This window comes from Sphingobium sp. LSP13-1-1.1, from assembly GCF_040676415.1.
Classification (GTDB): domain Bacteria; phylum Pseudomonadota; class Alphaproteobacteria; order Sphingomonadales; family Sphingomonadaceae; genus Sphingobium.
The window spans coordinates 638,161-650,523 of sequence record NZ_JBEGHU010000001.1 but is presented as its reverse complement, the minus strand read 5'-3'; the positions used below and the strand labels follow the sequence as shown (position 1 = coordinate 650,523).

The following is a 12,363-nucleotide window of genomic DNA, read 5'->3' as shown; positions in this document are numbered from 1 at the left end:
ATCATTTCACCGCTTCGAGGCGCTTGGCTTCCTGCCGTTTGAACAGCAGATAGACCGGGGCGGAGATGAGGAAGGCGACCAGCAGGCCACCCAGGGCGATCAGGAAGGGCCGCTGGCTCATCCAAAAGGCGATCTTCATCCAGACCGGCAGCGATCCGACCCAATAGCCGTTGCCCACCGCAAAGCTGGCCATGCTTTCGCCGTCCATCACGGAAAGGTCGCCCTGGACCTGGGCGTTGATCTTGGTGTCGTTAAGGCCGTTGACCAGAGCGGGCAGCGCTTCGGGATCGCTGGCCAGCAGCGCGACGACGCTGCGGTCGGCGTCGAAGGGCGACCGGAAGCCGACGATGCCGCTGAAGCTGTCGGTCCCGGAGAAGAAGCCGTCGACGGTGGCGCTGTCGCTGCGCTCATAAGGGGAGAAGAGGTCGAAGACCCGCTCCACCGGCGTGCGTTCGGTGACGCGCAGCCGGCCATCCTGGTAGAAGACGGGCGCGCCGGCGAAGAGCGATTCCGACTGGGCGATCTGGACCGGGCCGATTACCAGAATATCCTTGCCCGCCATGCGGGCGGCATCGATCGAACGGGTGACGCTGGTCCGGATCGCCGGCGTTCCGGTGGCGTCGCCAAAGCGACCCATGACGTTCAGGAAGGCCTCCACCACGCCGGGCGTCGGATCGCCGGGCAGCAGGACGACCGTTTCCGCCATGTCCGGCCGCACGGTAAAGGGATAACCCCCGCCCGCGAAGCTCGCGAGGTTGGGCATGTGCAGCGCATGATAGGCGTGACTGAGGTCGATCGAGCTTTCCGGCAATATGCTCACGCGCACATTGTCGGGCAGCATGCCCTCGCAGCGCTGCTTGGACTGGACCAGCAGGTTGTAGTCGAACACAAGCGAGTTCTGGCCGAACAGGTCATAGCGAGGCAGGATGACGTCGGCGCGCGACGTGTATGCCGTGGGTCGCCCGCCGCCGAACCATTTGTCCCACCAATGTTCGCCGGTCAGCGGCAAGGTGGTCAGATATTGGCCGTTCATCGACAGGTCGAGGCGCGAGCGGGACTTGTCGAGCCAGGGAGCGGAGGGATAGCGGTAGCGCAGGTCGAGCTTGGCCCCCTGGCGCGGCCAGAAGAACAGGTCGGGCGCGACGTGGAAACCGGCGCTGAGCGGGCCGGGCGGCAGGCCGATGCCCTGCAGGGCGTAGCGCGGCACGATCTCGCCCAGGCGCACGGGCCGGTCGGTCCGCAGCCAGCGTGGCGCGGAATAGCGGGGGAAGGAAGGCAGGCGCACGCCGTCCAGCGACGCACTCGCCCCGCCGAGCATGCCGCGCCCGATGGCGAGCGCTGCCGCAGCCTGCTTCAGCTGCTTTTCGTCGCTGCCGCTGACGACCAGCAACTGGCCCTCGCTGTCCACCGGGTTGGTGATGATGGTCGCGGCGGGGCCGGCGGGAAGGTTGATGCCGGGGATGCGGCGGCCCGGCGTCACGAACAGCACGGCGTTGCCGGCGGGGATCTGGCCAAAGCTAGGCTTGAAGGAATAGCCGCGATAGCTGGCCATGCCGCCGAACCAGGACGCGGTGCTGGCTGCGGCCTCCAGCTCGCCATTGGTCGGCTTGCCCGCGAAGACGAAGGGCAGTTTCAGCGCCACATTGTCGTTACGGTCGAAAAAGGGCGCGGGCAGGCGCGCAAGATCGGGCTTCAGCGGCAGCGACTGGGTGGTGATGTTCAGCACCGACCGCGTGTTGCTGACATTGGCCCAGAGCGAACTGTGGAAGGGGTCTTCGCAGTCGCGGGTATAATGTCCGATAAAGCGCAGATTGAGCGAATTGTCGCCCGGCAGGAACAGCGCCGGATTGATCGGCACCGTCACCGTCTGCGCCGTGCCGTCCGAAGGCCGGAGCGGCAGGGCATTGACCACCTCTCCGTTCAGCAGGACGACGATCTGGCTGAGGTCGCCGAGCAGCGAGGGGGAGAAGTTGAAGGCCAGGGTCAGCGAGGCACCGGTCACGACCTGGTTGCTGCGCAGGCCGAAGGGAATGCCATATTCGCCGCGTGTTCCGGCAAGGCGAATGGGGTTTTTGACCTGCAGGTCCTTGAGCAGCAATCGTTGCTGCCTGCCGCTGGATGAAGCGATGGGAGCGGCCACGGCGGGCGCACTGGCCGGCGCGGCTGGAACCGCGTTGGCGGATGTGGTGGCGAGCGCGCCGGCGGCCGCGGCGGCGGCCATGGCGCGCATCGCCTTCTTGCGGCGGCGCGGCAGGCGCCAAATGTCGATGATCGTGTCGATGCCCACGCTGAAGATATCCTTGATGGATTTGAAGCCGGCGACCGGCGCCAGCGGCTTGTCCGATTGCCACGCATCGGCGCGGCCCATGACGGCGCGCACCAGATGACGGGCGTGCACCATGTCGAGCGGCTGGAAGCGCAGCTTTGCCCGGCCATTGTCCATGCGAACGGTGTCGACCGGAATGGTCAGCGTCTCGTCACCCATCGGCAGCGAGATGTCCGTGACCTGGCGTCCCTGCAGCGCGAAACCCTCCGGCAGATCCGCCGCCAGACCGCCCAGCGAAATGTCGACGGTCGTGCCGTCGACGACATAGCCGTCGTCGAAATAGAGCGTGACCGGCATTTGCGCGGTGATGCGGATATTCTCGCGCACCTGACGCTGTTCGCGCGCGACGGAAATGGCCGCGATCAGGATCAGCAGGCTGAAGCTGGCCCAAGCGGTGTTGAGCAGCACCGTGTCCCACTGCGCGTCGAACAGGAGCGGGAAATTCAGCTTGATGAAGCCGAAGACCACGCCGAACATCAGCAGCAGGGCGGTGATGACATGCGGCCGCACGGTTGTGCCGTCGAAATAGGTCTGGTCCAGCAGGCCGCCCTTGTCGGTCACGTTGAACTTGCCCTTGCGCGGGTTCAGCAGCGTGAACAGCGTCGGCTTCACCAGGTGGAAGGCGAGCAGCGTTTCGTAGATTTCCCCCCAGAAGGGCCGGCGGTCGCCGCCCTGGATACGTTCGCTGGACATGGTGGAGATGAACAGATGCGGCAGCGCATAGGCGAAGATCAGTGCGGCCGAGGCATGGATGATGTTCTGTCCGCCGATCAGATAGGCGAGCGGGGAGGTCAGGAACACGATGCGCGGCAGCGGAAACTGAAAATGCAGCATCGCGTTCAGGTAGCAAAGCCGCTGATGCCAGTTGAGGCCCGGTCCGAACAGCGGATTGTCGATCCGCATGATCTGCGTCATGCCGCGCGCCCAGCGGATGCGCTGGCCGACATGCAGCACCAGCCGCTCGGTCGCGAGGCCGGCCGACAGGCGGACGCCGATATAGGCGGTGTTCCAGCCCATGCGCTGCAGCTTGAGCGCGGTATGGGCGTCCTCCGTCACCGTCTCGCCGGCAAAGCCGTTGGTCTGCTCCAGCGCGGATCGGCGGATGACCGCGCATGACCCGCAGAAGAAGGTGGCGTTCCACAGGTCGTTGCCCTTTTGCACCGCGCCGTAGAACAGATCGCCTTCGCCAGGCAGTTCCTTCACATTGCCCAGATTCCGCTGCACCGGATCGGGCGAATAGAAATGGTGCGGCGTCTGCATCAGCGCGAGCCGCGCATCCTTCTGGAACCAGCCGACCGTCATCTGCAGGAAGGCGCGGGTGGGAACGTGGTCGCAGTCAAAGATCGCGATCAGTTCGCCGTCCGTCTTCTTCATCGCGGCGTTGAGATTGCCTGCCTTGGCATGCAGATTGTCCGCCCGGGTCAGATAACCGCAGCCTGCCTGGCGCGCAAAGGCCCGGAATTCGGGGCGCCGGCCGTCGTCGAGGATATAGACGTGGAACCGGTCGCGCGGATAGTCCATGTCCATCGCGGCGAAGACCGTGTTCTGGACGATCGCCAGGCTCTCATTATATGTCGGGACATAGACGTCGATGACCGGCCATTGATCAGGTTCGCCCTCGATCTCCACAACCGGGCGGTCGAGCGGCCAGCTTGTCTGCAAAAGGCCCAGGACCAGGATGACCCAGGCATAGAGTTCCGCCAGATAGAGGCCCGTGCCCAGCAGGGCCGCGGGCAGGCTGTCGAAGTCCAGCGTGTGGGTCGTGCGCCAGAACAGATAGCGGGTCGACACCAGCAGCGACAATATGCCGATGGCGATGGTCGACCGCTTCCCCGGCGAACGGTTGAACAGGATCACGCCCGCCATGGTCGTCAGCGCGAAGATCCACTGCGACTCCAAATCGAGCGGAACCGTGACGACGGCGATGATGACGGCGGCCACGAAGAGCCCCACCGCAAGCCTGAACAGGGCCTGCGGCGTGAAATGGGAAGGGAGGGACATCAGGCGTCTCCTGTAACCTCGATGTTCGCCTCTCCCGTGGCAGGTGTCAGTCCGATGCGCTCTTCTACCGCGTCCGCGAACAGGCGCAGGTCCTGCAGCGCGGCGCTGGTCGGCGCATATTTGCTGATGAGTTCAAACCGCGCGAGCGCTTCATTGACGGCCTCGTCGCGGCGGATGGTGGCGAGCAACTGGTCCCCGAACAGGTCGCGGACGAAGCTGTGGCTGTGACGCGACAGCTTCTGCCTGTCGTCGAGCTGGTTCAGGACGAAGACAGTGCGGTCGAGCTTCATTGCCGGGGCCGTCTCGCTGAGCCGGTTGAGCGTGGCGAGCGAAGCGGCGGTGGGCAGCAGCGGGCAGATGTGCAGTGCGCAGCGTGGCGTCAGCAGTTCCAGCAGATGCCGGTCCTCCGACGCGACGTCCACGATCCACACATGGCCGGAATCGAAGATCCGGTCCAGTTCACCCTCCACGCGCGCCGCAAATGCAGCGGAACGGCTCCGGCCATGACCCTGCAGGACGCTGACGCCGAACGCGACGAGCGGTTCGCCGCCGCCTGCGCCCCATTCCGGCACGGCCTGCGCCGGCATGAAGCCGAAATGCATCTTCAGCGAATCCTGGAAGGTGCAGTCCAGCGCATTCACCTCATAGCCCTTGCCTGCAAGGTGCAGGGCAAGCTGGGCCGTCAGGAAGGTGGTGCCGGTGCCACCCTTGGGCGATTGAACCAGGATGACGGTCATCAATCCAACTCCGAGAAGCGGTTGAAGAATTCCCGGAGGTCGACATCGCTTTTCGGCGCGGGCCGGTGTTGGGACTTGCCATATTGGGCAAAGATCTGACCGGGTTCGGGCGAAGATTGCGGTGCCCGCCGTACAGGGGCCGGCTTTTCGTCCTGCCGGGCCTGCCAGACAGGCAGGGGCGCTGCTTCATCGCCGACAATCTTGCTGTCGCCCAGCACGGCGGCGAAGATAGGCCATAATTCGGTTTCGGAGAATCTGTCCTCAAAGTCGCGATAGGCGAAGTCCTTGCGGTTCAGCTTCTCCAGCAGTTTGCGAGCGTCGCGGCGCATTGGCCCCCCAAAATGCGTAAAACAAAAGTTGATCGTTACTTATATCTAATTTACTATATCTTTCTTAATAGAATGACAGCGCAATGCGACAAAAATTTCAAACTTGATGTGTATCAAGCTGAGACGCTGGGCTGTCCTGGTGTTTCGTTTCTGTACAGCAGCTCTCATCCGCTCGTGCGCGGCCAGCGCTATACTGGCCCTTACTCTTCGGACGACTGATCGTTCAGCAGGACGCATCGGCCTCGCGTCAGGGTGGAGAGCCCCCAGGCATTTTGACGCATGGTCGGGTGATCGCTAGGGAGGCGTCATGATCGTGCTGCTATCCCCCGCCAAGACGCTTGATTTCGAAAGCGCATTGCCACCTCTGCCCGCCACGAGGGCGCATTTCGTCGAGGAGGCCCATAGTCTTGCCAGATCGGCCGCGAGGCTGTCGCAAAAGCGACTGTCGGAATTGATGCATATTTCGCCGCGTCTGGCAAAGCTCAATGCGGAGCGATTTCGCGATTTCCCTGAGCAGCCCGAGCGGCAGGCCCTGTTCGCTTTCGCCGGCGACGTCTATGCGGGCTTTGAAGCGCAGACGCTGGACGAAGCGGGTGTCGCCTTTGCGCAGGACCATGTCCGGATGCTGTCGGGCCTTTATGGCCTGCTGCGGCCGCTGGATGCCATCAGGCCCTATCGGCTGGAAATGGGAACGCGCTGGGCGCCGCGCCACAGGAAGCTGACCGACTGGTGGGGTGGCCGCATCGCCGACCTGCTGCGCATGCAGGTGGCGGAGGAAGGATCAGGCGTGGTGCTGAACCTGGCCAGCCAGGAATATTTCGCGGCGGTGGAAGGAAAGCTGGCGGGCATCCGGGTCATCGATGTCGATTTTCGCGAGCCCGGTCCCGAAGGGCCTCGTTTCGTCAGTTTCAATGCGAAGCGGGCTCGGGGCATGATGGCGCGCTGGATGTGCGAGCATCATATCGGCGACGTCGATGCGATGCAGGGTTTCGACAGCGACGGCTATCGCTTCGATCCAGAGGCAAGCACGCCCGATCGCTGGCGTTTCATTCGGAAGTGATGGGGCGGACGTGACGGGCCCCAAGTAACGGGTCTTCCGTCGTCATCGCGACAGGCATTGAAGACCGGGCCTGTGGTTTCGGGAACGCTGACGTCAGCCATATGGTGAAGTCGTGGGCGGCGGGAAGCAAGAACTTAGCGTCCTGCTTCCCGCCCATGATCAGGACTTGGTGGCCGTCTCCGGGGCCTTTCCATCGCTTCCCAGATGCGAGTTCGCCGCTTCCAGCGCTGCCTTCAATGATTTGGGCTTGGCAGGGGTGGCCTTCTTAGCAACGCTCTTTTCCTGGCTGGACGCCTTGGGGGACGTAGCAGTCTTGCCGTTCTCCTTGTTGCTTTTCGGCGCGGCGATCGACAGGCGCTTGCGCGACTGCTTGCTGGCGGACGCAGGGGCGGCGCGACTGCCACGGTTCGAAATGACCGGTGCGGGCGCGTCGGCCTTGTCCTTTTTCGGGGTTGCAGCTTTCGGAGTTGCAGACTTTGCCGGGACTTTGGGCGCCGCCGCCTTTGTGCCGGGAGAAGGGGCCGGGCTTGCGGCAGCGACCGGTGCCTGTGGAGAGGCGGTGCTTGCGGCAACGGCTGGCTTCCGGCCGAGGCCCGTCTTTTCCGCGACGGCGCGCCGGGTTTGCGAATAGCTTTGGGCGACCAGCGGATAGCTGCTCGGCAGCTTGTAGCGCTCACGATATTGTTCCGGGGTCAGGCCATGAGCGGCCAGATGGCGCTTCAAGGTCTTGTAGGGTCTGCCGTCGATGAGGCTGAGGATATGGTCAGGCGAGGCGAGGCTCTTGCGCACGGAAACCGCAGGCGTGAAGCTCTGGGCAGCGGGTTCGGCAATGGCCGCGGCCGCGTCTTCCGTCAGCGCCGTCCGGGTGGTCCTGATCAGATCGGCGAGGCTTTCGCTCGAAACGCTGTTTCTGGAGACATAGGCGCTAAGCAATTGGACGGTGAGGGCAGTGATATCGTTCTTGTCTTCTTCAGCCATGTGAGCGGACCCGTTTCGTGAGGATGTCAGCGCTATTTGCGGAAATCAACGCGGATTGTAAACGGCGCATTTGCAGTAATCATCTGCAATATTCGTGTTTGTGCCCAGTCAATCAATTCTCGGAAAGTCGATCCCGTTCCGCGATCGTCGAATTTGCTGTGCGGAAATGGGTTTGATCACTGGTTTTCGACGGCACCCGTCCTGGGCATGAAATGACAGTCGCGCCAGTTCCGGTCGCCCTTCGGCACGAACGACACATAGTCACCGTCTATGATGAGCGCGGCCGTCGGGCCGCGATAATATCTGCCCAGCGACAAGGTCCCGCGTTCCAGCGTGAGCCGTCCCTCCGTCCAGATGATCGTTGCCCGGGCATCATCGACATGGAGGGTAAAGCGCCGTCCGGCCGCACATTGCACCTCCATGCCCCGGGCCGCGCCCTGCGCGCTGGCGGGCGCGGCGGCGAGCAAGGCCACGCAGATCATGGCCACGGGCATGAGGGCGGCGGGCATGAGGGTGGCGAAGAAAGAGCCGGAGGTCATTGCCGGAGCCTTGTTGAGACGAACTCTCCTGCTAACTCGCCGCGGATTCGTCGGTTCCTGCGGCAAGGGCATTGGCGATCATCGCGGCCAGCGTTTCTTCCGCCCGCTGCTTGACGGCTGCATCCTTGGACAGCAGGTCGTGCCGGATCCATTGGGGTACCCGGCCGACAATAGTCGTGATGAGATTCGTCAACTTCTCGTCCATGGCTTCGCTATGCGGACACCGCCTGCCTGGGGCAACTGCAAAAGACGTCATCCAGATCAAGCCGCCCCTTCCGCGTTCACGCCTCGCGCCATTGGCCCTGCGCGATGCCGTCCAGCGCCCAGTCGCCAATATTCCAGCGGACCAGCCGCAAGGTGGGATAGCCGACAGCCGCCGTCATTCGCCTGACCTGCCGGTTGCGTCCTTCGCGGATCGTCAGCCTTATCCAGCAGTCGGGAACGCTCTTTCGGAACCGGACGGGCGGATCGCGGGGCCAGAGGGAGGGCGCGTCGATGCGTTCGACCTCAGCGGGGAGGGTCAGGCCATCCTTCAGGCGCACGCCACGCCGCAGCGCCGCCAGCGCGGCCTCGTCCGGATCGCCCTCCACCTGTACCAGATAGGTCTTGGGCATCTTGAAGCGCGGATCGGCTATCCGCGCCTGAAGGCGGCCGTCGTCGGTCAGCAGCAACAATCCCTCGCTGTCGAGGTCGAGCCGCCCTGCAGGATAAAGGCCGGGACGGTCGATATAGGCGGCGAGCGTGGGACGGGGTGGTCCCGTCCTTTCATCGGTGAACTGGCAGAGCACGCCATAGGGCTTGTTGAACAGGATGAGTGCCATGACGGATCAGTCCGCGTCGAACGCCAGGCTGCCCAGGTCGATCAACGCCGCGACCAGCGTGATCACGGGCGGGGAGGCAGCCAGCCTGGCGTCCACGACCATGGTCGGCTCCCTGCACAGCCCTTCGGCCAGCCGCGCCGTGTCCCCGTCGCAGTCGAAGTCATGGCCGTCCACGAACAGCAGCAGTTCCGGTTCGCCTTGCCGGATGAAGGAAAAACGGCTGGCGGGATTGCGGCTGAGCGGAACGCCTTGGGCCAGGAGGGCGCGCACCGTCTGTTCGTCGGTCGGTTCGTCCGGCCGCCAGTCCATGTCGGCCGACTTGGGCAGGCTGTTATATAGGCCGAACCAGCGGGCGAAGGCGCTGCGGTCGGAGAGAGCCTCCAGCACCATGGCATGCATCCGGTCGAGGGCTGACGCGGCGATCTCGCCGGCATTGGGCTGGCGGCGGAGGTCGGGATCGGCGTAGCGATCCTCGTCCGCCATGTCGTCGGCCTGATGCCGGCACCAGTTTTCGACCAGCTCGGCGCGGGATGGCGCGCGAAAGCCGATGGAATAGGTCATGCAGTTCCCGCCGATCGCCACGCCGTCATGGGCGAAGCAGGGCGGAACATAGAGAATGTCGCCCGGTTCGAGGATATAGTCGTCCGTCGCCTCGAAATCGGGGATCAGGCGCAGGTCGTCATGCGGCAGCAGCGGTGTCAAGGAATCGCATCGCGGGCCGACGCGCCAGCGCCTTCTTCCCAGGCCCTGCACCAGGAACACGTCATATTGGTCGAAATGCGGCCCGACGCCGCCTCCGTCGGTCGCGTAGCTGACCATCACATCGTCGATGCGCCAATCGGGTATGAAGCGAAAGGGTTGGATCATCGCCGCGACATCGGGCACATGATGATCGACCGCCTGCACCAGCAGCGTCCAGGCGCCGTCGAGTTCCGTAAAACGATCCTCCGGCAACGGGCCGCTTTCCATGGCGAGTCGATCCGTCCGCCGGGTGATGAGGCGCGAATCGATGCCCTCCTCGCAGGAAAGCCCGGCCAGATCGTCGGGATCGAGCGGATTGCGCCACGCGCTCCACGGGTTGCGGATCAGCAGCGGACGCTTCTGCCAATAGTCGCGCAGGAACAGGTCGATGTCGAAATGGGCGAGGTGCATGCCCCGCCCATGCGCCGTCCGGCGGCTGCTGTCAAAAGGCGCCCTCGAGCGGCGCCCCGGCGCCGTTCAGATGGCCCAGTTGAGATAGAAGTCCTTGAGCGCATGCGCATCATGGAGGGCATTGTGCGGCATCCGGCTGTTGGATGCGGCGCTGAACCCCGCGCCGTTGATGAGTTCGAGGCGCAGCCCGTCCAGCCTGATCATCTCGGCGGGACCGGTTACGAGAAGGGCGCAGAAATGGGCCAGGTCATCGGGCCAGTCAGCGATGATCACGGGATCGCGGTCATGAGCCAGATAGGCCTCCAGATGCTGGGCCGCCTCCACCCGGTTCAACTGATGGTCGACGCCCGGGGGCACGAAGCGCAGATAGGGAATCACATTCTTTTCCACCCAGGGGTGGATTTCGGCCGGCAGGGGAAGCGAGACGTAGAAATCCTGGTCTCCGATTTCGGGGACGAGCGCCAGGCTGATCAGGGCGCCGCCAAAGCCGTTGAATTCTGTATCGAGGAAATATCGCATCTCGCTCCTTTGACGCCGCGCCGCATTGCCGTAAAGCCCCCGCTGGCGACGAAACGCCGGGAGCAGATGATATGCAGGCACGCGAATTCATAGGATCGGCGCAGGTTCCCGGTGGCGAGGAACTGACCCTCTATCGGCGGGGCGGGGATTTCATGATCGTGCTCGACCGCAACGAGCTGATGAGCAGCCGGATGAGCGGATCGGAGGAGGCGCTGGCCAATCTCAGTTGCGAGCGGCTGCGCGGCCGGGCGCGTCCGCATCTGCTGATCGGCGGTTATGGCATGGGGTTCACGTTGCGGGCGGCGCTGGCGGCCCTGGACGACACGGGAAGCGTGACAGTGGCGGAACTGGTGCCGGAGATCATCCAATGGGCGCGCGGGCCGATGGTGGAACTGGCCGCAGGGTGCCTGGACGATCCGCGCGTGCGTCTGGTCCAGGCGGATGTGGCCGATGTGATCGGCGCGGCGCGCGGCGTGTACGACGCCATATTGCTCGACGTCGATAACGGGCCGGATGGGCTTGTGCGTCAGGCGAATGACCGCCTCTATTCGGCGCAGGGCATCGCGGCCGCCATCGCCGCGCTGAAGCCGGGCGGCATATTGGCGATCTGGTCCGCTGCTCCCGACGCAAGCTTCGCCCGCCGCCTTTCCCGCGCCGGCCTGGCGGTGGAGGAGGTCGCCGTGCGCGCCCGCAGCAACGGCAAGGGACCAAGGCATGTCATCTGGTTCGCCACGAAGGGCTCGCGAAGCTGACGCCTGGCTGATCGCCGGCGGATGTTCGACCAGCGATCGGTTCCCATCGCTTGGAAAATCGCTCTAGCTGGAGGTGGGCTGTCGCAATGCAGGTGGCGGACTTCGCAGCGCAGCTTGTGTGCAAGGAAAAACTCTATCGCGGCCTGGCTCAGCGCTTTCTGGAAAGGGCTGAGCCACCCGCCGCATCAGATCGGCAGAACTGAAGGCGGGCGACCGTCCGGACCGGGAGCCGCCCGCTTTCCGGGAGCAGGCCTGCTCCCGAAGGCGTTCGCCAAGTGGCCTCAATCGCCGATGCCGGCCAGCAATTGGTCGAGCTGCGCCAATTGTTCCGGCAATGTCGCTGCCGAACCTTGCAGCCCTTCTTCCAGCGCCGCGGCGGATGGATAGATTTCGTGGAAGCGCAATAATGTCTTTCCGCCCTGATCCTCGAAAGTCACGGTCGTGATCGCACCCTCTTCGCCTTCATCATTGGTCCAGACGATGCGTTCGTTCGGCACTACTTCGAGATATTTGCCGTAGAAGGCCATGCTGTCCGAACCGCCGGTGCCGAATTCCAGGCGATATTTGCCGCCCGTGCGGACGTCCATGTCGCATGAGAGGAGTGAAATGCCCGATGCGGATCTGGGCATCCACCAGCGCTGGAACAATTCGGGCTGGCTCCACGCCTGGTAGACCATGCTGGGCGGCGCGTCGAACAGCCGCGTCACGAGGAGTTCGCGAGTCCCCTTGCGTTCGACGGTCGTGCGGTTTTGCTCATTCATCCCTTCTCTCCTGCTTCATTTCGTCGATGATGGCGTCCAGGGCGTCGAAGCGGGCCTCGAAGAGCTTGCGACAGGACTCGATCCATTCGGCCTCCGCGCTGAGGTCGCATTTTCCAAGCGCGCATTTGCGGACCCGTCCGATCTTCCGCGTGACGACGAGTCCCGCCCGTTCCAGCACCTGGACATGCTTCTTCATGCCCGTCAGCGTCATCTGGAACTGGTCGGCAAGGCTGGTGATGGACGCGTCGCCCCGGCCAAGCCGCTCCACGATTCCCCGGCGGGTCGCATCGGCCAGCGCCGCAAAGGAGAGATCGAGGGGAGGCGTTAAACACTGAACCATATGGTTCAGTATCTACGCGATTCGCGCAGAAACCGCAACTGGTTGCGA

13 protein-coding genes are annotated in these 12,363 nt (G+C 64.0%); 2 read left to right on the top strand and 11 right to left on the bottom strand.

All coding sequences use genetic code 11. The features are described from left to right. Position 1: 1 nt before the first annotated feature. From bcsA to MRBLSP13_RS02775, 3 genes are read right to left on the bottom strand one after another with little or no spacing between them, the layout of a single operon-like run. A complete protein-coding gene (bcsA, locus tag MRBLSP13_RS02785) occupies positions 2-4,327 on the bottom strand; it encodes a UDP-forming cellulose synthase catalytic subunit (protein ID WP_363752544.1) in 4,326 nt (1,441 codons plus the stop codon). After that, positions 4,327-5,064: a cellulose synthase operon protein YhjQ/BcsQ gene (locus tag MRBLSP13_RS02780; RefSeq protein ID WP_363752541.1), complete on the bottom strand. Its 738-nt coding sequence runs from the start codon at positions 5,062-5,064 to the stop codon at positions 4,327-4,329. Before MRBLSP13_RS02780 ends, bcsA begins: the two co-directional genes overlap by 1 nt. Further along, the gene (locus tag MRBLSP13_RS02775) at positions 5,064-5,393 is read right to left on the bottom strand and encodes a hypothetical protein (RefSeq protein ID WP_363736597.1); all 330 of its coding nucleotides are present in this window, start codon (positions 5,391-5,393) and stop codon (positions 5,064-5,066) included. Before MRBLSP13_RS02775 ends, MRBLSP13_RS02780 begins: the two co-directional genes overlap by 1 nt. A gap of 307 nt (positions 5,394-5,700) precedes the next feature. On the opposite strand from MRBLSP13_RS02775, the gene yaaA reads away from it, so the two are divergent. Then, positions 5,701-6,453 carry a peroxide stress protein YaaA gene (gene yaaA, locus MRBLSP13_RS02770; RefSeq protein WP_363752538.1) on the top strand — a complete coding sequence of 251 codons (753 nt, stop codon included), beginning with the start codon at positions 5,701-5,703 and terminating at the stop codon, positions 6,451-6,453. A gap of 159 nt (positions 6,454-6,612) precedes the next feature. Here the strand turns inward: yaaA and MRBLSP13_RS02765 are convergent, their stop codons facing one another. From MRBLSP13_RS02765 to MRBLSP13_RS02740, 6 genes are all read right to left on the bottom strand, one after another. Further along, entirely contained in the window at positions 6,613-7,431 is an 819-nt protein-coding gene (locus MRBLSP13_RS02765; RefSeq protein ID WP_363752535.1) for a MucR family transcriptional regulator, read from the bottom strand. Between the two features lie 176 nt (positions 7,432-7,607). Then, the gene (locus tag MRBLSP13_RS02760; RefSeq protein WP_363752532.1) at positions 7,608-7,970 is read right to left on the bottom strand and encodes a hypothetical protein; all 363 of its coding nucleotides are present in this window, start codon (positions 7,968-7,970) and stop codon (positions 7,608-7,610) included. Between the two features lie 31 nt (positions 7,971-8,001). After that, positions 8,002-8,175 carry a hypothetical protein gene (locus tag MRBLSP13_RS02755; protein ID WP_363736592.1) on the bottom strand — a complete coding sequence of 58 codons (174 nt, stop codon included), beginning with the start codon at positions 8,173-8,175 and terminating at the stop codon, positions 8,002-8,004. Between the two features lie 76 nt (positions 8,176-8,251). Then, a complete protein-coding gene (locus MRBLSP13_RS02750; RefSeq protein WP_363752530.1) occupies positions 8,252-8,791 on the bottom strand; it encodes a pseudouridine synthase in 540 nt (179 codons plus the stop codon). A gap of 6 nt (positions 8,792-8,797) precedes the next feature. After that, positions 8,798-9,943, bottom strand: a complete 1,146-nt coding sequence (locus MRBLSP13_RS02745; RefSeq protein WP_363752527.1) for a cupin domain-containing protein — start codon at positions 9,941-9,943, stop codon at positions 8,798-8,800. A gap of 66 nt (positions 9,944-10,009) precedes the next feature. Further along, positions 10,010-10,462 (bottom strand): hypothetical protein, encoded by a 453-nt coding sequence (locus MRBLSP13_RS02740; RefSeq protein ID WP_133651540.1) that lies wholly within the window; start codon positions 10,460-10,462, stop codon positions 10,010-10,012. Positions 10,463-10,533: 71 nt separating this feature from the next. Here MRBLSP13_RS02740 and MRBLSP13_RS02735 point away from each other — a divergent pair, with 71 nt between their 5' ends. Further along, a complete protein-coding gene (locus MRBLSP13_RS02735; protein ID WP_363752525.1) occupies positions 10,534-11,214 on the top strand; it encodes a spermidine synthase in 681 nt (226 codons plus the stop codon). Positions 11,215-11,495: 281 nt separating this feature from the next. Here the strand turns inward: MRBLSP13_RS02735 and MRBLSP13_RS02730 are convergent, their stop codons facing one another. Both MRBLSP13_RS02730 and MRBLSP13_RS02725 read right to left on the bottom strand, forming a co-directional pair. Further along, complete coding sequence (locus MRBLSP13_RS02730; RefSeq protein WP_363752522.1) at positions 11,496-11,975, bottom strand: SRPBCC family protein; 480 nt, start codon at positions 11,973-11,975, stop codon at positions 11,496-11,498. Continuing rightward, a complete protein-coding gene (locus MRBLSP13_RS02725; RefSeq protein WP_133651537.1) occupies positions 11,968-12,315 on the bottom strand; it encodes an ArsR/SmtB family transcription factor in 348 nt (115 codons plus the stop codon). Before MRBLSP13_RS02725 ends, MRBLSP13_RS02730 begins: the two co-directional genes overlap by 8 nt. Positions 12,316-12,363: the final 48 nt, after the last annotated feature.